The organism is Actinosynnema sp. NPDC050801 (genome assembly GCF_040673975.1).
Classification (GTDB): Bacteria; Actinomycetota; Actinomycetes; order Mycobacteriales; family Pseudonocardiaceae; genus Actinosynnema.
In genome coordinates this window covers 55,614-77,982 of sequence record NZ_JBFAQZ010000029.1, presented here as the reverse complement: position 1 = coordinate 77,982, position 22,369 = coordinate 55,614, and the positions used below count along the sequence as shown (strand labels likewise).

Sequence of the window (22,369 nt, the reverse complement as noted above, 5' to 3'; positions counted from 1 at the left end):
CTGCGGAGCAGCGGCAATCCAACCCAGTTTCACCTGCCCTCGCAGCGGCAACCCCCTGCCTCATGACCGACACCCTGTGGGACGAGTTCCACCGCGTGGTGAACATGACCTCGCACGAACTGGAGGACTGGCTGCGCACCCGCTCGGCGGACGAGAACAGCGAGACCGTGCCGGACCAGGCCGGCACGCCGACCGGCCAGGAGGTGCTCCGGGTGCTGCGCAAGCGCCGCACGGACCTGACCACCGAGGACGTCAAGGTGATGCGCAAGGTCGTGGAGCGGGTGCACGAGCAGCGGCGCGCGGACCTGGAGCCGACGGCGGGCGAGGCGCACTGGAGGCACCGGCTCATGTCCATCGGCCACGACCCGCTCAAGCCGGCGTGAGCCTCACCCCCGGTGGGAGGGGACGATCTTCTCGGCGTCGCCCAACCGCACACCCGCCTCGGGGACCAGCCCGAACTGGACGACCTGACGGCGGGCGACGAGGTCGGTGAGCCAGTCGACGGCGACCCGCAGCCGGTTGCCGGGCATCGCCAGCAGGTGGTAGCCGCGCGCCACCACCTTCGCGGGCAGGCCCGTGAGCGGCACGTGCAGGGGGTTGGCCACGGCTTGCGAGCCGGCCAGGTCGACCACGAACCCGAGGTCGCGGTGCCGGTAGGTGCCCACGTCGCCGAGGCCGAGGGAGGCCGCGACGTTGCGCCCGGCGAGCTTGCCCTGGCGCTGCGCGTGCTGCGCGGTCATCGGTGTGGGCTTGCCGTCGTTGAACACGTCCGGCACGGCCGCCACGTCACCGGCCGCGAACACGTGCGGGTGCGTCGGCACGGCCAGCGTGGGGTCCACCACGACCCGGCCCTTCACCGTGGCCAGCGAGACCGATTCCACCAGCGGGTCCGGCCGCACGCCGACGCACCACACCAGCGTGCGGGTCGGGATCCGGCTGCCGTCGGTCAACCGGGCGCAGTCGGCGGTGACTTCCTCGACGCTGGTCTCCAGCCGCACGTCGACGCCGCGAGCCCGCAGCACCCGCGCGGCGGGCTCGGAGAGCCGGTCGTCCAGCCCGGGCAGCACGCGCGGCGCCATGTCCACCAGCACCCACTTGACCTCGGACTCCGTCAACCCGTCGCGCCCGCGCAACGCCGACTTGGTCAGCTGCTGACCTTGCGCCACCAGTTCGGTGCCGGTGTACCCGGCCCCGACCACGACGAACGTCGCCCGCTCGGCCCGTTCGGCCGGGTCGGTGGCCTGCTCGGCCAGCTCGACCTGCCGCAGCACGTGGTCGCGCAGGAACACCGCCTCGGCGACCGACTTGAGCCCGAACGCGTGGTCGGCCACACCCGGGATCGACATCAACCGGGTGACCGAGCCCGCGGTCAGCACGAGCCGGTCCCACTCCAGGACCTGCTCACGCCCTTCGACGTCCACCGCCGTGCACGTCCGCGCGGCCAGGTCGAGCCCCGTGGCGTGCGCCTGCACCAGCCTCGTGCGCGGCAGCTTGGGGCGCAGCGGCACGGCGATCCGGCGCGGGTCGAGCGTGCCGCCCGCCACCTCGGGCAGCAGCGGCACGTAGAGCATGTAGTCGGTGGGGTTGACCGCCACCAACTCGGCGGCGTCGGCCGGCAGCACGCGTTCCAGCGTCCGCAGGCAGTGGTAGCCCGCGAAGCCCGTTCCGACGACCAGCACGCGTGGCTTGCCCATGACCTGGATCCCTCCGCCGACGCCCATGTCCGTCCGACACCCGTGTCCGACGCCCATGCGCGATGCCCGTGTCCGATGCCCGTAGCCGGAGCCCGTAGCCGAAGTCCGTTCCGCCGGCGGGTACCCCGGACCGAGAAGGGGTAGACAAATGACCATGGCCCTGGGACTGCCCGACGCGATCACCGCCTGCCTCTTCGACCTCGACGGCGTGCTCACGAGCACGGCCGTGCTGCACCGCCGTGCCTGGCGGCGCACCTTCGACGACTTCCTGCACCCGCGCGAGCAAGCGCCGTTCGCCGAATCGGACTACATCAAGTACGTGGACGGTCGGCCGCGCTACGACGGGGTGCGGGAGTTCCTGTCCTCGCGCGGCATCACGTTGCCGGAGGGCGAGCCCGACGACCCACCCGACGCGGACACCGTGCACGGCGTCGGCAACCGCAAGAACGACCTGTTGGAGGCGATCATCCGACACGAAGGTGTGATGCCCTACGCGGGCACGGTGCCCTACCTGCGCGCCGTCGAGGACGAGGGGTTGGGCATCGGCGTGGTGACGTCGTCGGCCAACGCCCGCAAGGTTCTCGACGCGGCGGGCCTGTCCCCGTTCGTGCGGGCCCTGGTGGACGGCGTGACCATCGGCCGCGACGGGCTCAAGGGCAAGCCGGCGCCGGACTCGTTCCTGGCCGGCGCGCGGCTGCTCGGCGTGAGCCCGGAGCACGCGGCCGTCTTCGAGGACGCGCTGGCGGGCGTGGCGGCCGGTCGTGCGGGCGGGTTCGGGCACGTGGTGGGCGTCGACCGGACCGGCCAGCGGGAGGCGCTGCTCGCGAACGGCGCGGACGTCGTCGTCGAAGACCTCGCGGAGCTGCTGTGACCGGTTGGGAGATCCACCCCTGGATGGTGCGCTGGGACGGTCTCGCGGTGGACCAGCTGCGCCGGACCGAATCGGTGTTCGCGCTGTCCAACGGGCACATCGGCCTGCGCGGCACGTTGGACGAGGGCGAGCCGCGCGGGCTGCCCGGCACCTACCTCAACGGCTTCTACGAGGAGCACGCGCTGCCGTACGGCGAGTCCGGCTACGGCTACCCCGAGGCCGGGCAGACGGTCGTCAACGTCACCGACGGCAAGGTGATCCGCCTGCTGGTGGGGGACGAGCCGCTGGACATGCGCTACGGCCGGGCCCACGCCCACCAGCGCGAGCTGGACTTCCGCACCGGCACGCTGCGCCGCTGCACCGAGTGGGAGTCGCCGACCGGCCGCCGGGTGACGGTGCGCACCGAGCGGCTGGTGTCGCTGACCCAGCGCGCGGTCGCAGCGATCCTCTACGAGGTCGAGCCGGGCGAGGACGTGCAGCTGGTCGTCCAGTCCGACCTGCTGGCCAACGAACCGGTCGAGAACGAGGGCGACGACCCGCGGGTGGCCGCGGCGTTGAACGAGCCGCTGGTGGCGGACTTCGCGCACGCCGAGGACTACCGGGCGGTGCTGGCGCACCACGCGCGCAACTCCGGGCTGCGGATGGCCGCCGCGATGGACCACGAGCTGGAGGTCCAGGACGGGGTGCGCACCGAGATCCGCGCCGAGGGCGACCTGGCCCGCTTCACCGCCGCCGTGGACGTGCCCGCGGGCGGCAAGCTGCGGCTGGTGAAGTACCTCGGCTACGGCTGGTCGGCGCAGCGGTCGGTGCCCGCGCTGCGGGCGCAGGTCGAGGCGGCGCTGGCGGGCGCGCGGCAGACCGGCTGGGACGGCCTGCTGGCCGAGCAGCGGCGGTTCCTGGACGACTTCTGGGAGGCCGCCGACATCGAGCTGCACGGCGACGACGAGCTGCAGCAGGCGCTGCGGTTCGCGTTGTTCCACATCATGCAGGCGGCGGTGCGCGGCGAGACGCGGGCGATCCCGGGCAAGGGGCTGACCGGGCCGGGCTACGACGGGCACGCGTTCTGGGACACCGAGATGTTCGTGCTGCCCGTGCTGGCCTACACGGTGCCGGAGGCGGCGCGGGACGCGTTGCGGTGGCGGCACTCGACGTTGGACAAGGCGCGGGAGCGGGCCGAGGTGCTGGGGCAGCGCGGCGCGGCGTTCCCGTGGCGGTCGATCAGCGGCGCGGAGTGCTCGGCGTACTGGCCCGCGAGCACGGCGGCGTTCCACGTCAACGGCGACGTCTCGCACGCCGTGGCGCAGTACGTCAACGCCACCGGCGACCGGGCGTTCGAGCGCGAGTGCGGCGCCGAGATCCTGGTGGAGACCGCGCGGCTGTGGAACTCGCTGGGGCACCACGACCAGCACGGCGGGTTCCGCATCGACGGCGTGACCGGTCCGGACGAGTACTCGGCCGTGGTGGACAACAACGTCTACACCAACCTCATCGCCCAGGAGAACCTGCGCAACGCGGCGGAGGCGTGCGAGCGGCACCCGGACGTGGCCGAGCGGCTGGACGTGACCGCCGAGGAGGTGCAGGGCTGGCGGAAGGCGGCGGACGGGATGCTGATCCCGTTCGACGAGCTGCTCGACGTGCACCAGCAGGCCGAGGGGTTCACCTCGCACGCCGAGTGGGACTTCGAGGGCACCGACCCCGACGAGTACCCGTTGCTGCTCAACCGGCCCTACTTCGACCTGTACCGCAAGCAGGTGGTCAAGCAGGCCGACCTGGTGCTGGCCATGCACGTGCGCGGCGACGCGTTCACGTCGGCGCAGAAGGCCCGCAACTTCGCCTACTACGAGTCGCGCACGGTGCGCGACTCGTCGTTGTCGGCCGGCACGCAGGCGGTGCTGGCGGCCGAGGTCGGCGCGTTGCAGCTGGCCTACGACTACCTGGCCGAGGCGGCGTTCACAGACCTGCACGACCTGCACCGCAATGTCCACAACGGACTGCACATGGCGTCGCTGGCCGGTGCGTGGGTCGCGCTGGTGGCCGGGTTCGGCGGGATGCGCGACCACGGTGGCGAGCTGTCGTTCGCGCCGCGCCTGCCGCCGGGGCTGAGCAGGATGGCGTTCCGCATGTCGAGCCGCGGCACCCGGTTCGCGGTGGAGGTCGGTCCGGACTCGGTCACCTACCGGATCGTGGCCGGCGACGCGCTGCGCACGAGCCACCACGGTGAGTCGATCCTGGTCGAGCCGGGCCGGCCCGTCACGGTGTCCACACCGGACGTGCCCGAACCCCCCGCGCTGCACCAGCCGCCGCACCGCGCGCCGGTGCGGAGGGAACCACCGAACGGCCGGCCGTTCACACCCGTTCCGGGGTGACCCGGAACGAAAACCACGGCCCTGCAACGGTATCGGGGATGAGGTGCCCGGCCGGACTCTTGGGGGGAGGGGAGCCCGGCCGGGACTTGTCAGACGGCCAGCTGGGGGGCGGTGGCCGCCTAAGTCCTCATCGCAGCCACGGGTACCCCTGTTACCGACGACCCAACCGGGGACCGCCACGACGGCGTGGTGATCTGCGTCATCCTCCGCTCGCAGCGCCGTCGCACCGGACCGTCCACTGCGGCCCACAGGCCCGCCACCAGCACGAACGATCACCGCACCAGTGCGGACCCCACCCGTTTCCGCGGCCCGGACGTAACCCACAGGAGTGAGAGGGGCAGCGCTGGAGCCCGCGGCCGGACAGGATTCCGAAACGTGAGCTCAACACCGATCTACGACGAGTTGGCGGCCACCTACCTCGCCGACCCCATCCCCGATCCCGGCGCCACTGCCGGGCCGGGTCAACCGGGCGAGCACGCGTCCTCTCCCGGCGCCCGGTCCCCCGCCCCGGCCCAGTCCCCGACCCAGCCCTCCACCCACTCCTCCACCCCCACCCACTCCTCCACCCCGGCGCACTCCTCCACCCCGGCGCACTCCCCCGCACCGGCGCAGGCACGCCCACGGCCGAAGGTCTGAACCACCTCCGATCTTGACACCGCCTCACGCAGCGGAGTAGGACGATCGCAGTCCGTAGAGGTCGCCTACCCCGAAGGGTGGAGCGGAATGCGTGGACGAACGCTGCTCCTGGCCGTGGCCCTGTTCGCTTCCGGCGCGTGCAACTCAGAGCAGACCGAGTCCCCGGATCAGGTGACACTGACCTGGTGGGACCACCTCAACCACTCCCCCATGGCCACCCAGGCCGTGGACAACCTCCTCAGCCGCTACCGCCACGACCACCCCGGCGTGCGGATCGAGCGCACCTCCCTGCCGCACCCCGAGTTCCAGGCCAAGCTCGCCGAGGCGACCGCGTCCGGCGTGTTCCCGGACATCGCCGCCGTCGACTCCACGGACCTGGCCCGGCTGGCGGCCGGCAACGCGCTGGCCGACCTCACCGACCGGTTCGACCGGTGGGGCCTCGGTGGGGAGTTCCTCCCGCAGGTGCGCGAGAGCGCGACCCACGACGGACGGGTGCTCGGCGTGCCGCTGCGCAGCACCACCACCGCGCTGGTCTACAACCGGGACCACTTCGCCGCGGCCGGCCTCGGGGACCCGCCGACCACCTGGGAGGGGTTGCGGACCGCGGCCAAGGCGTTGACCTCCGCCGACCGGTCCGGCCTGTGCTTCGGCACGAGGGACGACGACCTGACCGTCACGTTCCTGCCGTTCCTGTGGCAGGCGGGCGGCGAGGTGGCCGACATCGGCGACCAGGCGTCCGTCGACGCCCTCACCTACCTCGACGGGTTGGTCAACACGGACCGGAGCGCCCCGGCGCAGGGATGGACCGACGCCGACGTGCGCCGGCGGTTCGCCGAGGGCCGCTGCGCCATGGCGATCACCGGCCCCGCCGCGATCCCGGAGCTCAACCAGGCCGGCCTGGACTGGGCGGCGGCGCCGCTGCCCGACGGGGCGGCGGCCCCGGCCGGGCAACTCGGCGGCGAGACGTGGGTGGTCGGCCGCGCCGGGCAGGTCGACCGGGCGTGGGAGGTGCTCACCTGGCTGGCGGAGCACTCCGACAACGCCACCGAGTTCGGCGGCGGCCTCGGCGCGCTGCCCAACCGGGCCGACACCGTGGACGACCTGGCCTGGCAGTGGGACCCGAACGTGGCCGGCTTCACCGGCCAACTGAGGTCCGCGCGCGCCCGCACCGCCCACGGCGCGAAGTACCAGGAGGTCTCCCGCGCGATCTCCACCGCGGTCACGCGGACGTTCACCGGCGAGCGCCGACCCGATCAGGCGATTGCCGACGCTGCGGTGGAGATCGACCGGCTGCTGCGCTGACCGTGACGCCAGGCGTGGATTCCGGCGTGAACCAGCCGATTCACCGTAATGCCGGACCGTGTTGGGCGATATGTCCCATAGGGGGAAGCAGCCGGGCGGCACGGATGAGCCGAACGGTCGCGGGTAACCGAGCGTCATGCGGAACGAGGCGGCCGTGAACGAACGGCGATCGGGGAAGAAGACGGGGGCGACGGACGCCGCCAAGAGCGACACCGGGTCCTTCAGCCGGGCGCAGCTGCTCGCGTTCGTCGTGGGCGCGCTGCAGATCGTCCTCGCCTCGGTCCCGTTCCTGCCCATGGGCGACGGCACCAACCACACCCTCTACGTGTGCACGGGCCTGGCCGGCGTGGTGCTCGCGTGGCAACACCGGCACGCGCGCATCTACGGCGTCCTCCTGCTCCTGCTCTACGGCCAGCTGTTCATCACCTACGCCGACGACACCGGCACCTTGGGCCTGCCGACGTGGGAGACGCTGGCGTACGGGCGGGCGGCTCTGGCGGGCGTGGTGATCGCGTTGATCCCGGGGTTCGCCCGGCGGTAGTCGCCCGCGCTCATGGTGCCGTCCGGGTGGAACCGCAGCTTCGCGTCGCCGCTGCGCGCGATCGACTCGAACATCGCGAGGTCGGCCTTGGTGGTGGGCCGCCAGTACATGTGGGCGCCGTGGGTGACTCCCATGTCCATCGACATCATCGTCGCCACCGCCCGGTCGTACCGGCGGCGGCTGAGGTCCGCGCCCCCGGAGGCGCGGATGTCGAACACGTCGTGGTCGCCGGTCAGCGGCCGCAGCACGCCCCGCCGGTCGAAGCCGTGCACGACCCCGTTCCGCACGACGTACTCGCCACGCCGTTCGTACTGGTCCATCTTGTCGCGCAACGCGTCGAACTCCACGCGCCGCTGGTCGTACCGGCGCAGCAGCCGGTCGCTGAGGTCGAACGAAGGTAACTCGGGCCGGAAGTAGCCGACGAGGCCGCGGTGGCGGTGGGCCGCGCCGAGCCGGATGTCGAGGTCGTCGATGGTCTTGGCCTTCACCGCCTCGGGTTTGGGCAGCGCGCCTCGGCGCAACCACGCCACCGCGTGCGGGTTGGTGGCCCGCACGTCGATGACGAGGTCCTGCTCCGCGGCCACCTGCTGGAACTTGCGGGCGTTCTCGGTCGGCATGCCGAAAACCGGCTCCACCGACGCCAGGGGGAAGAGGTGATCAGTGCGCACGGCTATTAAGGTCCGCCGGAAATGGGGGTGCACCAGACCGCGGGCTTCGGTTAGCTCGAAGCGTGACCCCTGATTCACTGATCGGACTGCTGGCCGAACCCGAAAGGTTGCGCGTGGCCGCCGCGTTGGTCCTGGGTGCCCGCACGACCGCGGACATCGCCGGGGCGACCGGGTTGGACGTTCGGCGGGTCGAGAACTCGTTGCGACGACTGAGGTCGGCCGGACTCGTCGTCACCGACGGTGCGGGCTTGCGGTTGCGCGAGGAGCTGTTCAAGGAGGCCACCCGGGTCGAACAGGCGAACCGGGCCCCGGAGGACCCGTTCGTGCGGAACGGGCGGCTGGTGAAGCTCCCCGCGCAGCGCGGACGCAGGCGGGCGGTGCTCGAACAGGTGAGCACCGCGTTCGAGCCGGGTAGACGGTACCCCGAACGGGACGTGGTGGAAGTGCTGAAGCGGTGGTGCGCGGGCGGTGAGGTCGACCACGTGACCGTGCGCCGGTACCTCGTGGACGAAGGCCTGCTCAGCCGGGACGACGGCGTGTACTGGCGTACCGGCGGCCCGGTGAGCGTCTAGCGGTTCGTTGCGCCGTTCGGTCGCGCGGTCGAGTGGTCGCGCGCCCTGTCGTCGCGCACCTGTGGTCGCGCGCCTGTGGTCGCGCGGTCGTGTGGCGCGCAGTCGCGTGCCGCGCGGTCGTGTGGCCTGTGGTCGCGCGTGGTGCGTGACGGCCGTGCGGTCCGATCGTCGGGTGTTCGGTCCTCCTCAGCCGAACGTGTCGGGGTCGGGGCCGGTGCGCTCGCCGCGGTCCAGTTCCGCGATGCGCCGCAGGTCGTCACCGTCCAGTTCGAAGTCGAACAGGGCGAAGTTCTCCGCGATGCGGCTGGGCGTGACCGACTTGGGGATCACGACGTTGTCCAGCTGCACGTGCCAGCGCAGCACGACCTGCGCCGGGGTGCGGCCGTGCTTGGCCGCGATGTCGGTGATGACCGGGTCGGCCAGCAGCGCGCCCTGCGCCAACGGGCTCCACGCCTCGGTCACGATGCCGTGCCGGGCGTGGAAGGCGCGCAGCTCGGCCTGCTGGAGCCGCGGGTGCAGCTCGACCTGGTTCACCGCGGGCACCGCGCCGGTGGCCTCCACGATCCGCTCCAGGTGCGCGGGCTGGAAGTTGGACACGCCGATCGCCCGGACCCGGCCGTCGGCGTGCAGCTTGCCCAACGCGCGCCAGGTGTCGACGTACCGGTCCTGCCGGGGCGCCGGCCAGTGCACCAGGTACAGGTCGACCCGGTCGAGGCCGAGCCGGTCGGCGCTCGCGTCGAACGCGCGCAACGCCTCGTCGTAGCCCTGGTCGGAGTTCCACAGCTTGGTCGTCACGAACAGCTCGTCGCGCGGCACCGGCGAGTTCGCGACCGCCCGCCCGACCGGTTCCTCGTTGCGGTAGGCAGCCGCCGTGTCGATGCTGCGGTAGCCGATCCGCAGCGCCTCGGTCACCGCGTCGTACGTGTCCTCAATGGACACCTGGAAGACGCCGAAACCGAGCTGTGGCATGGTGACGCCGTTGTTCAGGGTGATGGTCCTCATGTGCCCCATCATGCCCGCTGTCAACGCTTCCCACGTGCTGGAACGCGTTGACGGGCGTCACGCCCCACTGGTCCGATCACCACCGTGACGGCATTGCCCGAGGTGGCGGAGGTCGAGGTGAGGGTGGTCATCCGCGTCTCCGCCACCGGCACGCGGGTGGTGGACGCGGCGGGGCGGCTGGCCGACGCGCTGCGATCGGCGCTCGACCTGCCGGACGCGGACGTGGTGGTCGACCTGCCGGTCGCGCGGGTCGAGCCGGAGCTGCGGATCCTGGTCGACGCGCGGCGCGTGCTGCGCCGGGGCGTGCCGGTGGAGCTGACCAGGCTGGAGTTCGACCTGTTGCACCACCTGTGCGCGAACCCCCACCGGGTGCACGGGCGGACCGCGCTGATGGCGAGCGTGTGGGGCGCGAAGAGCGTCGTGGACACCCGCACGGTGGACGTGCACGTGCGGCGGATCCGGCACAAGCTGGGCGAGGCGGCGTCGATCATCACGACCGTGCGCGGTGTCGGGTACCGGGTGGACCACGCGGGCGAGGTGGTCGTGGAGCGGGACGCGCCGGCGGGGTGACCCCCGGTCAGCCCACGAGCGCCACCCGTCGTTCCACGTCGGCGGGCAACGGATGCCGGTGCCGGATCGCGGCGGGCAGCCTGCGCACGGCGGCGACCAGCGCCGCGCCCGCGTCCCGGTCCCCCACCGCGCGCTTGGCCAGCGCGAACGTCTGCCCGAGGACCACGCCGGGCGGGCGGCGCAACCAGGTGGTCAGCAGCTCGTTGCGCAGTTCCACCCGCCGCCGCCAAGCCGACGGCGGCCGGGACGACGACGGCTGGTGGTACGCCACCACGTCGTCCACGTAGCAGCACGCCCAGCCGGACACCGCCATGTCCCACGAGAACAACCGCTCCTCACCGGGCCAGAACAGCACCGGGTGGAACCCGCCGACGTCGAGGAACGCCGACCGCCGCACGACCGCACCGCAGCACACGAACCCCAGCACGGACGGTCCGGGCAGGTCGTCGTCACGCCCGAGCGCCGAGCGGGCCATCTCGACGCACACCGGGTCCAGCACGCCGGCGGGCCGCACGATCGTGCGAGCCGCGATCAGCCCCAACCGGGGGTGGCGCGCGAACAGCTCCTCGGCCCGCGGCAGGGCCTCGGGCGCCCACCACGAGTCGTCGTCGCTGAACGCCACGTACGGGGTGCTCGCGTGCCGCACGCCGCGGTTGCGCGCCAACGCGCCCTCGTTGCGCCCCAAAGCCAGCACCTCGACGTCGCGGAACTCCCGCCGCACCCGCTCGACCGTGTCGTCCGATGATCCGTTGTCGACCACGACGACCGGCGCGGCGGTCTCCCGCAGCCGACCCAGCGTGCGCACGAGGTCGTCCGCCCGGTCGCGGGTCGCTATCACCACCGTGGTTCGGGCCACCAGCGGGTGGTACCCCGCGAAGTGGTGGTTACTCCTCGGATCCGCGGGTAGGCCCAGCGCATGGGATTCGAACGAGCGGTGGTGACGGGCGGGGCCGGGTTCCTCGGCTCGCACGTGTGCGAAGCGCTGCTCAAGCGCGGCACGCGGGTGGTGTGCGTGGACGACTTCCGCACCGGGTCGCCGGACAACCTGCCCGACGACCCGCGGCTGGGCGTCGTGGTCCAGGACGTGGCCAAGCCGCTCGACCTGCTCGGCGACGTCGACCTGGTGATGCACCTGGCCTGTCCCGCGTCACCGGTCGACTACCTGCGGATGCCCGTCGACACGCTCAAGACCGGCGGTTTCGGCACGCTGCACGCGCTGGAGCTGGCGCGGCGCAAGGACGCGCGGATCGTCATCGCCTCCACCAGCGAGGTGTACGGCGACCCGCTGGAGCACCCGCAGCGCGAGACCTACTGGGGCAACGTCAACCCGGTCGGCCCGCGCAGCGTCTACGACGAGGCCAAGCGCTTCGGCGAGGCCATGACCTGCGCGTTCCGGCGTGAGCACGGTGTGGACGCGGGAATCGTGCGCATCTTCAACACCTACGGCGCGCGGATGCGCCCCGACGACGGCCGGATGATCCCGACCTTCGTGCGGCAGGCCCGCGCCGGCGAGCCGCTGACGGTGCACGGCGACGGCGCCCAGACCCGCTCGCTGTGCCACGTGGACGACCTGGTGCGCGGTCTGCTGTCGATGGCCGAGAGCGACCACCCCGGCCCGGTGAACCTCGGCAACCCCGAGGAGGTCACCGTGCTGGAGGTCGCGCGGAAGGTCATCGAGCTGACCGGCGGCACGTCCACGATCGAGCACGTCGAGGCGATGACCGACGACCCGCGCCGCCGCCGTCCCGACATCTCGCTCGCGCGCGAGGTGCTGGGCTGGCAGCCGGAGATCGGATTGGACGAGGGGCTGCGGCGGTCGTTTGACCGGCAACTCGTCGGGTAGTCGGACGACGTCGGTCCGCGACGGGCCGACGCGGGCGTGGGCCCGCGAAGAAGGCCGCGGACGTCAGTCCACACAGGAGCAGGAGCGAAAGGGGAGAGCCGTGCGCGTGCTCGGTGTCAACGCGATCTTCCACGACCCCGCCGCCGCCCTCGTGGTGGACGGCGAGGTGGTGGCCGCCGCGGAGGAGGAACGGTTCTCCCGGCGCAAGCACGGCAAGCGGCCGGTGCCGTTCTCCGCGTGGGAACAGCCCGAACAGGCCGCCCGCTGGTGCCTGGAGCACGCCGGCCTCACCCCGGCCGACCTCGACGCGGTCGCCTACTCCTACGACCCGGACCTGGTCGAGCCCAGCGACGTGCCGTGGGAGGACCTGCGCACCGAGTACGCCCGCCGCGCGCCCTACTTCCTGGCCACCGCGCTGCCCGGGTTGGACCCGGCGATCGTGCGGTTCGTGCCGCACCACGTCGCGCACGCCGCGTCCACGGGCCTGGCCGCGCCGTTCGGCGGTGACTGCGCGGTGCTGGTCAACGACGGTCGCGGCGAGTGCCGGACGCACCTCGCGGGCAGCTACCGCGGCCACCGGCTGGAGACGCTGGCCGCGCAGCACCTGCCGCACTCCCTGGGCCTGTTCTACGAGGACCTGACCGAGCACCTCGGCTTCCTGCGCTCCAGCGACGAGTACAAGGTGATGGCGCTGGCCTCCTACGCCGAGCCCAAGCACCTCGACCTGCTGCGCGAGCACGTCCGCGCGACCGAGGACGGCGGGTTCCACATCACGCCGCTGGACTGGGCGACGCTGGCCAAGCGCCGCGGCCCGGACGACGAGGTGACCCGCGAGCACGCGGAGCTGGCGGCCAGCGTGCAGGTCCGGGTGGAGGAGGTGCTGCTGGACCTGGTCCGGTGGCTGCACGAGCGGACCGGGCAGAAGCGGCTGACCATGGCGGGCGGCGTGGCGCTCAACTGCGTGGCGAACACGCGGATCTTCGCCGAGGGGCCGTTCGACGAGGTGTGGGTGCAGCCGGCGGCAGGTGACGCGGGCACCGCGCTCGGTGCGGCGTTGCAGGTGGTGGCCGACGCGGGAGAGCCCGCCGCCGCGATGCCGGGCGCGGACCTGGGCCGGTCGTGGACCGACGCGGAGGTCGAGGACTACCTGCGCAACGCCAAGGTCGCGTACGAGGAGCCGGACGACGTGGCCGTCGCGGTGGCCGAGGCGTTGGCCGACGACCAGGTGGTGGCCTGGTTCCAGGGTCGCAGCGAGTACGGGCCGCGGGCGTTGGGCCGCCGGTCGCTGCTCGCGCACCCCGGGCGGGCGGAGAACCTGGCCCGGCTCAACGAGGTGAAGGGGCGTGAGCAGTTCCGGCCGATCGCGCCGATGGTGCTGGCCGACCGCGCGGCCGAGCTGTTCGAACGCGGGCCGCTGCCCAGCCCGTACATGCTGTTCGTGCACGACGTGCGGCCCGAGTGGCGTGACCGGATCCCCGCGGTCGTGCACGTGGACGGCACCGCTCGCGTGCAGACCGTGGACCCGGAGTCGGAACCGCTGATGGCGCGGGTGATCCGCGAGTTCGACCGCCGCACCGGTGTGCCCGTCGTGGTGAACACGAGCCTGAACACGGCCGGGCGGCCGATGGTGGACGACCCGCGTGACGCCCTGGAGTGCTTCGGCTCGGCGCCGGTCGACCTGTTGGCCATCGGCCGGTTCGTGGTGCGGCGGCCCCGGACCGCGCGGCAGCCATGAGCGTCGACTACGCGGTGGTCATCCCCACCGTCGGCCGGGACAGCCTGCGCGTCGTGCTCGACGCGCTGGAGCACGGCCACGGCCCGCCGCCGCGCGAGATCATCGTGGTGGACGACCGGCCCGATCCCGGCCCGCTGCCGCCGACGCACTCGGCGCGCGTACTGCGCACCGGTGGTCGCGGCCCCGCCGCCGCGCGCAACGCCGGGTGGCGTGCCGCGTGCTGCGAGTGGGTCGCGTTCCTGGACGACGACGTGGTGCCGCCGCACGACTGGAAGGCCCGGCTGGCCCGGGACCTGGACGAGCTGGGGCTGGACGTGGGCGCGTCGCAGGCGCGGATCGTGGTGCCGCTGCCCGGTGACCGCAGGCCGACCGACTGGGAGCGCGGCACGGCGGGCCTGGCCGACGCGCGGTGGATCACCGCGGACATGGCTTACCGACGGGCCGCGCTGGTGCACGCGGGCGGGTTCGACGAACGGTTCCCGCGCGCCTACCGCGAGGACGCCGAGTTGGCGTTGCGCGTGCTGGGGCACGGGTACCGGATCGTCGACGGCGACCGCGTGACCACGCACCCGGTGCGCGAGGCGGGGTTCTTCGCCAGCCTGAAGCAGCAGCGCGGCAACGCCGACGACGCGCTGGTGCGGCGGCTGCTCGGTCCCGACTGGCGTGATCGGATCGGTGGCGCGCCCGGACGGCTGCCCTGGCACGTGGCCACCACGGCGTCCGGCATCCTGTCCGTCCTGTGTGGACTGCTCGGGTGGCGGCGGGCGGCGTTCGCGTTCGGTGGCGCGTGGGCCGGGCTGACCGGGTGGTTCGCCGGGCAGCGCATCGTGCCCGGACCGCGCACCCGCGACGAGGTGGCGAAGATGGTGGTCACCAGCATCGCCATCCCGCCTGCCGCCTGCGCGCACCGGTTGCGCGGCGAACTGCGCCACCGGGCCGTGCCCGTCGCGGGACGGCGTGGCCGCCGGGTCGCGCCGGCCGCCGACACCCCGGGCTGGCTGCGCACGCAGGCCGGCCCCCGTGCCGGTGGGGTGGCACGGCGGTGAGGATCCTCGTGCTGCGCGCCCTCGGTCTCGGCGACCTGCTGACGGCCGTGCCCGCGCTGCGCGGGTTGCGCCGCTCCCACCCGGACGCCGAGATCACCCTGGCCGCGCCCGGCTGGCTGGCCGACGCGGTGGCCCGGATCGACGCGGTCGACCGGCTGCTGCCCACCGAGGGTCTCGTGCCCCTCGACTACGACTCGCCGGACCTCGCCGTCAACCTGCACGGACGGGGTCCGCAGAGCACCGAGCTGCTGCGCGCCACCCACCCCGCCCGGCTCATCACGCACGGCGTGCACGTGCCGTGGCCCGCGCACCAGCACGAGGTGCTGAGGTGGTGTCGGCTGCTGGCGCAGTTCGGCATCGCCTGCGACCCGTGCGACCTGCACCTGCCGCCGCTGCCGCGCAACGGCGCCATCGTGGTGCACCCCGGTGCGAGCCACGGCGCACGTCGGTGGCCCGCCGACCGGTTCGCGGCGGTGGCCCGGGCGTTGGGTCCGGACGTGGTGGTGACCGGCAGCGCCGCCGAGGAGTCCTTGGTGCGCGAGGTGGCGCCGGGACGCACGAGGGTGGGTGACCTGGCCGGCTTGCTGGACCTGGTGGCCGGCGCACGACTCGTCATCTGCGGTGACACCGGCGTGGCCCATGTCGCCACCGCCTACCGCACGCCGTCCGTGGTGTTGTTCGGCCCCGTGTCCCCCGCCGAGTGGGGGCCGAGGTCGGGACCGCACCGGGTGCTGTGGCACGGGGCGACCGGCGACACGTTCGCCGACCGGCCCGACCCGGGGCTGCTCGACATCACCGCGGGCGAGGTGCTGGACGCCGCTCGATCGCTACTGGGAGGTGGACCGTGGCCAGGATCGGCGTCATCGGCGCGGGCTATGTCGGGTTGACCACGGCGGCCTGCTTCGCCCGGCTCGGGCACGCGGCGGTGTGCGCGGACGTGGACGAGGCGAAGGTCGCGGCGCTGCGCCGGGCCGAGATCGGCGCGCACGAGCCCGGGTTGGCCGAGTTGGTCGCGGAGGGGTTGCACGCCGAGCGGCTGCGGTTCGTGCTCGGCAACGCGGAGGCGCTGTCCGATGTGGACTTCGTGTTCCTGTGCGTGCCGACGCCCACCGGCGAGGACGGGGCGGCGGACCTCTCCGCGGTCCACGCGGTGTTGCGCGAGGCGCGGGACGCCGTGCGGGCGGGCTGCGTGCTGGTGATCAAGTCGACCGTGCCCGCGGGCACCGCGGAGCGGGTGGCGGAGCTGGTGGGGCGGTCGGACGTCCAGGTCGTGTCCAACCCGGAGTTCCTCCGCGAGGGCCACGCCGTGGACGACTTCCTGCGGCCCCAACGGGTCGTGGTCGGGTCGGAGACCGAGGAGGCCGCCCGCCGGGTGGTCGCGCTCTACCAGGGGACGGGTGCGCCCGCGCTGGTCACCGGCAGTGCGAGCGCGGAGCTGGTGAAGTACGCCAGCAACTGCTTCCTGGCGATGAAGCTGTCCTACGTCAACAGCCTGGCCGAACTGTGCGAGCGAGTCGGCGCGGACATCGGCGACGTGACCGAGGGGATGCGGCTGGACGACCGGATCGGGGGGTCGTTCCTGGAGCCGGGTCCGGGCTGGGGTGGTTCGTGCTTCCCCAAGGACACCAGGGCGCTGCTGTCCACGGCGGAGGACGCGCGGGTCGACTTCCCGTTGCTGCGCGCGACCATCGGCACCAACGGCCACCAGGCGCACCGGGTGGTCGGGCTGGTGCGCGAGGCCGTGGGCGGCGGGTTGGCCGGCGTGCGGCTCGGGCTGCTCGGGCTGACGTTCAAGGCGGGCACCGACGACCTGCGCGACTCCCCCGCACTGGCGGTGGCCTCGCTGCTGGCGGCCGAGGGCGCGTGGCTGACCGGCTACGACCCGTGCGTGAGCGCCGACTGCGGGCCGGTGCGGGTGCTCGGCTCGGCCGAGGCGGTGGCGGAGGGCGCGGACGGCCTGGTGGTGCTGACCGAGTGGCCCGAGTTCGCCGAGCTGGACTGGCCGAACCTGGCCGCCGCCATGACCAGTCCGGTCATCGTGGACACCCGCAACCTGCTGCCGGTCGAGAAGGTGGCCGAGGCCGGGTTCCACCTGGTGTCGCTGGGCCGCCCCACGCCGAGCCGGTAGTCATGTAGGACCGCGTCAGACCTACATCGTCCCTAACGTCGTCGGTAGCACCGAAGACGAGGAGACGAACCGTGAACGTTGTGCCCGACGGCTACCACACCGTCACGCCGTGGATCATCACCGCCGGCCGGACCGCCGAACTGATCGACTTCACGGTCGAGGTCCTGGACGCCGTCGAACTGGGCCGCGTGGAGGTGGACGGGGTGATCGGCCACGCCGAGGTCCGCGTGGGCGACTCGGTGGTGATGATGTTCGACGTGCCGGGGTGGCCCGCCACCCCCTCGTTCCTGCGCCTCTACGTCGCCGACGACGCCGAGGTGCTGGAGCGGGCCGTCGCCCGCGGCTCGGTCGTGGTCACCGAGCCGACCGAGCTGTTCTGGGGCGACCGCGTCAGCCGGCTGCGCGACCCGTTCGGCAACCTGTGGTGGGTGCACCAGCGGGTCGCGGAGCCGACCCCGGACGAGCTGGCCGCCCGGATGGCCGACCCCGCGTTCGTGGCGGCGATGGCGTACGTCCAGGGCGCTGACCTCACCCCGGCGGACCTCACCCCGGCCGGCTGACCGCTACCCGCGCGGGTCCCAGCGGAAGAAGCGCACGGACAGGGCGGTGGCCACGGCCGTCCAGCCCGCCACGGACAGGGCGGCCAGGCCGACCTGGTCGGTCGGGCCGCCCCACGCCGCGCCGATGAGCGTGCCGAGGCCGGTGCCGGGCACGAGGAACACCGGCGCCTCCACCCCGCCGTTCGTCCCGAACAGGCCACCGACGATCAGGGCGAAGAAGAACGGCGCGGTGGTGATCTGGGCGAGCTCCGCGGTGCCGGTGACACCGCTGGTGCCCACGCCCGCCGCGCAGCCGAGCGCCACGCCGCCGACCATCGCCACGAGCAGCAGCTCCGGCCGCGACGGCATCGGGGCGCCCGCCGCCACGCTGATGCCCAGCAGCACGACCGCCTGGGCCAGACCCAGCAGCACCACCGGCAGCAGGATGCCGGTCAGCACCACCAGGTCCGACGCCGCACCCGTCCGCAGGCGCTTCAGGTACAGGTCCTGCCTGCGGGCGGTCAACGCGGTCGTCACGGTCACGTACACGGTGAACCCGAACGAGAACAGCAGCTGGAGCGTCACGACCATGGTCCAGCCGCCCTGCTCACCGTCCATCCGCAGCGCGAAGAAGATCCCGGCCGCCAACGGCATCAGCACGGCCAGCGCCGCGGCGGTCCGGTTGCGCAGCAGGAGCTTCAGCTCGGCCACGCCCAGTGCGGCGATCACGCGGCCACCACCTCCTTGCCCGTCCGGGCACTGTGGAACACGTCCTCCAGCGACGCGTGGTGCGCGCGGATCCGGCCCAGCCGAAGGCCCTCCCGCCCCGCCCACGCCAGCAGCACCGCCATGTCGTCCTGGAGCTCGCCGGTGCGCACCTCGACCCGGCCGGACGGCCGGTGCACCACGTCGCCGGACAACATCGGCAACGCGTCGACGTCGAGCCGGTCCGGCAGGTCGAACGAGATCCGCGACGGCTGGGCGGCGAGCACGTCCACCAGCGCGCCGGACACCGCCACCAACCCCTCGTGCAGGATCGCCAACCGGTGCGCCAGCGACTCGGCCTCCTCCAGGTAGTGCGTGGTCAGCACGACGGTCGTGCCCTCGGCCAGCAACCCGCGCACGACCTGCCACGTCCGCTGCCGCGACTCCGGGTCCAACCCGGTCGTGGGCTCGTCCAGGAACAGCAGCTCCGGCCGGCCGAGCACGGCCAGCGCGAGGTCGAGCCGCCGCCGCTCACCGCCCGACAGCTGCTTGATCCGCACGTCGCGGCGGTGCGCCAGGTCCAGCCGCTCCAGCACGTCCTCGGTGGCGCGCCGACCGCTCGTGACGCCCCACAGCGCCACCATCTCGCGCGCGGTCAGGTCGGCCGGGAACCCGCTGTCCTGCAGCATGATCCCGGTGCGCGAGCGCAGTGCCGCCCGTTCGCGGAACGGGTCCAGCCCCAGCACCCGCACGGTGCCGCCGAACGGCGCGCGAAGACCCTCCAACGTCTCCATCGTCGTGGTCTTGCCGGCGCCGTTGGTGCCCAGCAGCGCGAACAACTCCCCCCGCCGGACCTCGAAGTCCACCCCTCGCACGGCTTCGAAGTCTCCGTAGCGGCACCTCAGGTCCGCCACGTCGATCACCGTTTCTTCCATGGCGGCAATGCTGGTCGTCGGCGCGCGCCCCACCCAGTGCCGTCGCGCACCGGTCCCTGTGACAGATGTCAGCAGACACGCGTGCGATCCGACTCGTACATTGCCCCTGTGACTCCCCTGAACAGGCTCCGCCGCTACACGTGGTGGACGGTCGTGGCCGGTGGCGTGGCGGTCGGCCTCGGCACGGTGACCGACCTGTTCGTGCACGGCCAGGGCGTGCCGCGGTCGCTGCTGCTGGCCTCGGCCGTGGCCGTGGTGATCGTGCAGCACGCCCGGTACGTGCGACAGGCCATGGTCGGGTTGGGTCGCGGCGACGGCTCGCCGTGGGAGCACGCGGCGACGTTCGCGGTGGCGCTCGCGGCCTGGGCGGCGACCAGCGGCGCCGGCGGCTTCATGCCCGCCTGGGCCATGCTGCCCGCCCTGGTGGTCGCGCACGTCGGCGCGATCCTGCCGTCGCGCCGCCGCTGGCCGGTGGTGGCCGGGATGGCGGTGCTCCCGGTCGCGGTGGGCGGGCTGTTCGGCGGCGACGACGCCGACGCGGCGATGGTCATGGCCGGGGTGATGGTCGTCGCGCTGGTGTTCGCCGACCTGGCCCAGCTGTGGATCTGGGACCTGGCGGTCAAGCAGGAGCAGGGCCGCAAGACCGCCGAGGCGCTGGCCGTGGCCGAGGAGCGGTTGCGGTTCGCCGCCGACCTGCACGACATCCAGGGTCACCACCTCCAGGCGATCGCGTTGAAGGGCGAGCTGGCGCAGCGGCTGATCGGCCGGGACGACGAGTCGGCCAGGCAGCACGCGGGCGAGGTGGCGGAGCTGGCGCGGACGGCGTTGAAGGAGACCCGCGAGGTGGTGCAGGGCTACCGGCGGGCGAGCCTGGGCACGGAGATCACGAACGCGGTGGGCGTGCTGCGGGCGGCGGGCATCGAGACAACGGTCGGGGGTGACGCGGCGGGCGTGCCGCCGCCGTTGCAGCCGCTGTTCGGGGCGCTGGTGCGGGAGGGCACGACGAACGTGCTGCGGCACAGCCGGGCGAGGCGCTGCGACGTGCTGATCGACGTGGTCGACGGCCAGGTGTGCGTGCGGCTGCGCAACGACGGCGTGCCGGCCGACTTCGCGGTCGCCGACGACCTGGGCGGGTCCGGCGCGGGGCTGGCCGGGTTGCGCGAGCGGTTCGCCGCGGTCGGCGGCCGGATCGAGGCGGGCACGACGACCCCGGAGGGGTTCGAGCTGGTCGGCCGGGCGGGGGTGGGCCGGTGATCCGCGTGGTGCTGGCCGACGACGAGGACCTCATCCGGGGTGCGCTGGCGGCGTTGCTGGAGCTGGAGGACGACATCTCGGTCGTGGCGCAGGCCAGCGACGGCGACGCGGCGGTCGCCGCGGTCCGGGCGCACCGGCCGGACATCGCCGTGTTCGACCTGGAGATGCCCCGGCGCGACGGCGTGCTCGCGGCCGAGGCGGTGCGCGGGTTGGCCGACGTCGCGGTGGTCATCGTGACCCGGCACGCGCGGCCCGGCGTGCTGCGGCGGGCGTTGACCGCGGGCGTGCGCGGGTTCGTGCCGAAGACCACGCCTGCCGCGCAGCTCGCCTCGATCCTGCGCGACGTGCACGCGGGCAGGCGTTACGTCGACTCCGAGATCGCCGCCGCCGCGCTCACCGAGGGCGCGTGCCCGTTGACCACGCGCGAGCTGGACGTGCTGCGGCACGCGTTGCAGGGCGGCACGGTGGCCACGATCGCAGGCGAGGCCCACCTGGCCGCGGGCACCGTGCGCAACTACCTGTCGTCGGCGATGACGAAGCTGGGCGTGAACACCCGCTACGAGGCCGCCCGGCTGGCCTGGGAGGAGGGCTGGATCTGAGCCTGACCGAGGTGCACGACCTTCACGGTCGTCATCTCGTCCAGCAGCTCCGGCCCGTAGCCGAACCCGGTGCCGGACATCCGGCGCGGTTGGGCGGCGCCGCCCGGCGCGCCGCCGAACACGGCGTTGACCTTCACCGTGCCGACCGGCAGCGCCCGCCACGCGAGCTGCGCGTGCGCCATCGACCCGGTGAGCACGGTCGCGGCCAGGCCGTGCTCGTCCACGCACGCCTCGGCCAAGCCTTCTTCGAACGACGGCACCACGCGCACGGGTGCGACCGGGCCGAACGTCTCCTCCCGCATCACGCGCATGTCCGGCGTGCAGTGGTCCAGCACGGTCGCCGGGTAGTACGCGCCCTCGCGGTCGGGGACCACGCCGCCGACCAACGGCTGCGCGCCGTCCGCCACCGCCTCGGCGACGTGCGCGTGCACGTGTTCCCGCATCCGCACGTCCACCAGCGGCTGCGGGTCGGCGTTCCACCGACGTGCCTGTTCGCACAGCGCCGCCAGGAACTCCTCCGCGACGGCCCGGTGCACGAAGATCCGCTCGACCGAGGTGCACAGCTGGCCCGCGTTGGTGAACGCGCCGATCGCCGCCTGCTCGGCCGCCCACACCGGGTCCACGTCCGCGTCGACCACCAGCGGGTCGTTGCCGCCGTTCTCCAGCAGTGCCTTCGCGCCGGTCGCGGCGCACGTGGCGGCGATCGCACGGCCGGTCGCCGTGCCGCCGACGTGCGCGACGAGGTCCACGTGCGGCGAGGCGGCCAGGGCCGCGCCGACCGAGCCGTCGCCGGTGAGGCTCTGCACCACGCCCGGCGGGAAGTGGTCGACCATGAGCTGCGCGAGCAGCACACCGGTGTGCGGGCAGCGTTCGCTCGGCTTGTGCACGACCGCGTTGCCGGTCACCAGGGCCGCGCCGAGCAGTCCGCAGGACACCGCGACCGGGTCGTTCCACGGTGTCAGCGCGACGACCACGCCGCGCGGTTCGGGGACCATGAAGTCGGCCGCGTCGTGCGAACCGAGCAGCGACCGGCCGCGGTGGACCGGGCCCAGCTCGGCGTACTGGTCCAAGGTGGACGCACCGGCCAGCACACCGTCCCGCGCGGATGCGAGCGGTCGGCCGGTCTCCGAGTGCAGCACGGTCGCCAGGTCCGTCGCGTGCGCGCGGATCGCCTCGGCCGCGGCCTTGAGCGCGGCTCCCCGTTCGGCGGCGGGTGTCGTCGCCCAACCGGGCTGCGCCTCACGCGCGGTGAGCACCGCGCCGGCCACGTCCTCGTCCGTGGCGGTGGGCAGCCAGCCGATCAGTTGACCGTCCACCGGGCTGTGGACGTCGAGTGCTTCGACACGCATGTCCGTCATGGGCA

At 73.3% G+C, this 22,369-nt stretch carries 23 protein-coding genes; 16 read left to right on the top strand and 7 right to left on the bottom strand.

The genetic code is table 11. The features are described from left to right. Positions 1-62: 62 nt before the first annotated feature. Positions 63-383, top strand: a complete 321-nt coding sequence (locus tag AB0K14_RS36805; protein ID WP_360464477.1) for a DUF3140 domain-containing protein — start codon at positions 63-65, stop codon at positions 381-383. A 3-nt stretch (positions 384-386) separates the two neighbouring features. Here AB0K14_RS36805 and AB0K14_RS36800 read toward each other — a convergent pair whose 3' ends face one another. Continuing rightward, positions 387-1,694, bottom strand: a complete 1,308-nt coding sequence (locus AB0K14_RS36800) for an NAD(P)/FAD-dependent oxidoreductase (protein ID WP_360464474.1) — start codon at positions 1,692-1,694, stop codon at positions 387-389. Positions 1,695-1,848: 154 nt separating this feature from the next. Between AB0K14_RS36800 and AB0K14_RS36795 the strand changes: the two genes are divergently transcribed. From AB0K14_RS36795 to AB0K14_RS36775, 5 genes are all read left to right on the top strand, one after another. Further along, positions 1,849-2,565, top strand: coding sequence for a beta-phosphoglucomutase family hydrolase (locus tag AB0K14_RS36795; protein ID WP_360464505.1), 717 nt, complete (start codon positions 1,849-1,851; stop codon positions 2,563-2,565). Positions 2,566-2,588: 23 nt separating this feature from the next. Continuing rightward, positions 2,589-4,931: a glycosyl hydrolase family 65 protein gene (locus AB0K14_RS36790; protein ID WP_360464502.1), complete on the top strand. Its 2,343-nt coding sequence runs from the start codon at positions 2,589-2,591 to the stop codon at positions 4,929-4,931. A gap of 375 nt (positions 4,932-5,306) precedes the next feature. Next, complete coding sequence (locus tag AB0K14_RS36785) at positions 5,307-5,567, top strand: hypothetical protein (protein WP_360464471.1); 261 nt, start codon at positions 5,307-5,309, stop codon at positions 5,565-5,567. Between the two features lie 87 nt (positions 5,568-5,654). Further along, positions 5,655-6,869, top strand: coding sequence for an extracellular solute-binding protein (locus tag AB0K14_RS36780; RefSeq protein ID WP_360464468.1), 1,215 nt, complete (start codon positions 5,655-5,657; stop codon positions 6,867-6,869). A 154-nt stretch (positions 6,870-7,023) separates the two neighbouring features. Continuing rightward, the gene (locus AB0K14_RS36775) at positions 7,024-7,410 is read left to right on the top strand and encodes a hypothetical protein (RefSeq protein WP_360464465.1); all 387 of its coding nucleotides are present in this window, start codon (positions 7,024-7,026) and stop codon (positions 7,408-7,410) included. Here AB0K14_RS36775 and AB0K14_RS36770 read toward each other — a convergent pair. After that, positions 7,296-8,078: a hypothetical protein gene (locus AB0K14_RS36770; RefSeq protein WP_360464463.1), complete on the bottom strand. Its 783-nt coding sequence runs from the start codon at positions 8,076-8,078 to the stop codon at positions 7,296-7,298. The genes AB0K14_RS36775 and AB0K14_RS36770 overlap by 115 nt on opposite strands. A gap of 62 nt (positions 8,079-8,140) precedes the next feature. Between AB0K14_RS36770 and AB0K14_RS36765 the strand changes: the two genes are divergently transcribed. Beyond that, positions 8,141-8,650: a DUF2087 domain-containing protein gene (locus AB0K14_RS36765; RefSeq protein WP_360464460.1), complete on the top strand. Its 510-nt coding sequence runs from the start codon at positions 8,141-8,143 to the stop codon at positions 8,648-8,650. A gap of 186 nt (positions 8,651-8,836) precedes the next feature. On the opposite strand, the gene AB0K14_RS36760 is transcribed toward AB0K14_RS36765, so the two are convergent. After that, entirely contained in the window at positions 8,837-9,661 is an 825-nt protein-coding gene (locus tag AB0K14_RS36760) for an aldo/keto reductase (RefSeq protein WP_360464499.1), read from the bottom strand. A gap of 75 nt (positions 9,662-9,736) precedes the next feature. Between AB0K14_RS36760 and AB0K14_RS36755 the strand changes: the two genes are divergently transcribed. Beyond that, positions 9,737-10,222, top strand: a complete 486-nt coding sequence (locus tag AB0K14_RS36755; RefSeq protein ID WP_360464458.1) for a winged helix-turn-helix domain-containing protein — start codon at positions 9,737-9,739, stop codon at positions 10,220-10,222. 7 nt (positions 10,223-10,229) lie between these two features. On the opposite strand, the gene AB0K14_RS36750 is transcribed toward AB0K14_RS36755, so the two are convergent. Beyond that, on the bottom strand, positions 10,230-11,078 hold the full coding sequence (locus AB0K14_RS36750) for a glycosyltransferase (protein WP_360464455.1): 849 nt from the start codon (positions 11,076-11,078) through the stop codon (positions 10,230-10,232). Between the two features lie 60 nt (positions 11,079-11,138). Between AB0K14_RS36750 and AB0K14_RS36745 the strand changes: the two genes are divergently transcribed. From AB0K14_RS36745 to AB0K14_RS36720, 6 genes are all read left to right on the top strand, one after another. After that, positions 11,139-12,065: a UDP-glucuronic acid decarboxylase family protein gene (locus AB0K14_RS36745; protein ID WP_360464452.1), complete on the top strand. Its 927-nt coding sequence runs from the start codon at positions 11,139-11,141 to the stop codon at positions 12,063-12,065. A 100-nt stretch (positions 12,066-12,165) separates the two neighbouring features. After that, positions 12,166-13,800: a carbamoyltransferase C-terminal domain-containing protein gene (locus tag AB0K14_RS36740; RefSeq protein ID WP_360464450.1), complete on the top strand. Its 1,635-nt coding sequence runs from the start codon at positions 12,166-12,168 to the stop codon at positions 13,798-13,800. After that, a complete protein-coding gene (locus AB0K14_RS36735; RefSeq protein ID WP_360464447.1) occupies positions 13,797-14,846 on the top strand; it encodes a glycosyltransferase in 1,050 nt (349 codons plus the stop codon). The genes AB0K14_RS36740 and AB0K14_RS36735 overlap by 4 nt, the downstream gene beginning before the upstream one ends. Before the next feature lie 2 nt (positions 14,847-14,848). Beyond that, the gene (locus AB0K14_RS36730; protein ID WP_360464497.1) at positions 14,849-15,733 is read left to right on the top strand and encodes a glycosyltransferase family 9 protein; all 885 of its coding nucleotides are present in this window, start codon (positions 14,849-14,851) and stop codon (positions 15,731-15,733) included. Then, positions 15,691-16,974: a UDP-glucose/GDP-mannose dehydrogenase family protein gene (locus AB0K14_RS36725; protein ID WP_360464444.1), complete on the top strand. Its 1,284-nt coding sequence runs from the start codon at positions 15,691-15,693 to the stop codon at positions 16,972-16,974. Before AB0K14_RS36730 ends, AB0K14_RS36725 begins: the two co-directional genes overlap by 43 nt. Before the next feature lie 71 nt (positions 16,975-17,045). Continuing rightward, entirely contained in the window at positions 17,046-17,534 is a 489-nt protein-coding gene (locus AB0K14_RS36720) for a VOC family protein (RefSeq protein ID WP_360464441.1), read from the top strand. Positions 17,535-17,537: 3 nt separating this feature from the next. Here the strand turns inward: AB0K14_RS36720 and AB0K14_RS36715 are convergent, their stop codons facing one another. Further along, on the bottom strand, positions 17,538-18,242 hold the full coding sequence (locus AB0K14_RS36715; RefSeq protein ID WP_360464439.1) for an ABC transporter permease: 705 nt from the start codon (positions 18,240-18,242) through the stop codon (positions 17,538-17,540). Then, the gene (locus AB0K14_RS36710) at positions 18,239-19,153 is read right to left on the bottom strand and encodes an ABC transporter ATP-binding protein (RefSeq protein WP_360464436.1); all 915 of its coding nucleotides are present in this window, start codon (positions 19,151-19,153) and stop codon (positions 18,239-18,241) included. Before AB0K14_RS36710 ends, AB0K14_RS36715 begins: the two co-directional genes overlap by 4 nt. Before the next feature lie 108 nt (positions 19,154-19,261). Between AB0K14_RS36710 and AB0K14_RS36705 the strand changes: the two genes are divergently transcribed. Further along, positions 19,262-20,407 (top strand): histidine kinase, encoded by a 1,146-nt coding sequence (locus tag AB0K14_RS36705; protein WP_360464434.1) that lies wholly within the window; start codon positions 19,262-19,264, stop codon positions 20,405-20,407. Next, complete coding sequence (locus AB0K14_RS36700; RefSeq protein ID WP_360464431.1) at positions 20,404-21,006, top strand: response regulator transcription factor; 603 nt, start codon at positions 20,404-20,406, stop codon at positions 21,004-21,006. The genes AB0K14_RS36705 and AB0K14_RS36700 overlap by 4 nt, the downstream gene beginning before the upstream one ends. On the opposite strand, the gene AB0K14_RS36695 is transcribed toward AB0K14_RS36700, so the two are convergent. Beyond that, entirely contained in the window at positions 20,964-22,364 is a 1,401-nt protein-coding gene (locus AB0K14_RS36695) for an aldehyde dehydrogenase family protein (RefSeq protein ID WP_360464428.1), read from the bottom strand. The two genes, AB0K14_RS36700 and AB0K14_RS36695, sit on opposite strands and share 43 nt — an antisense overlap. Positions 22,365-22,369 lie beyond the last annotated feature (5 nt).

Excerpts from the sequence above, each read along its gene's own strand:
- AB0K14_RS36805 (WP_360464477.1), top strand. The coding sequence starts at position 63 with ATGACCGACACCCTGTGGGACGAGTTCCACCGCGTGGTGAACATGACC.
- AB0K14_RS36800 (WP_360464474.1), bottom strand. The coding sequence starts at position 1,694 with ATGGGCAAGCCACGCGTGCTGGTCGTCGGAACGGGCTTCGCGGGCTAC.
- AB0K14_RS36795 (WP_360464505.1), top strand. The coding sequence starts at position 1,849 with ATGGCCCTGGGACTGCCCGACGCGATCACCGCCTGCCTCTTCGACCTC.
- AB0K14_RS36790 (WP_360464502.1), top strand. The coding sequence starts at position 2,589 with ATGGTGCGCTGGGACGGTCTCGCGGTGGACCAGCTGCGCCGGACCGAA.
- AB0K14_RS36780 (WP_360464468.1), top strand. The coding sequence starts at position 5,655 with ATGCGTGGACGAACGCTGCTCCTGGCCGTGGCCCTGTTCGCTTCCGGC.
- AB0K14_RS36760 (WP_360464499.1), bottom strand. The coding sequence starts at position 9,661 with ATGGGGCACATGAGGACCATCACCCTGAACAACGGCGTCACCATGCCA.
- AB0K14_RS36745 (WP_360464452.1), top strand. The coding sequence starts at position 11,139 with ATGGGATTCGAACGAGCGGTGGTGACGGGCGGGGCCGGGTTCCTCGGC.
- AB0K14_RS36735 (WP_360464447.1), top strand. The coding sequence starts at position 13,797 with ATGAGCGTCGACTACGCGGTGGTCATCCCCACCGTCGGCCGGGACAGC.
- AB0K14_RS36710 (WP_360464436.1), bottom strand. The coding sequence starts at position 19,153 with ATGGAAGAAACGGTGATCGACGTGGCGGACCTGAGGTGCCGCTACGGA.
- AB0K14_RS36695 (WP_360464428.1), bottom strand. The coding sequence starts at position 22,364 with ATGACGGACATGCGTGTCGAAGCACTCGACGTCCACAGCCCGGTGGAC.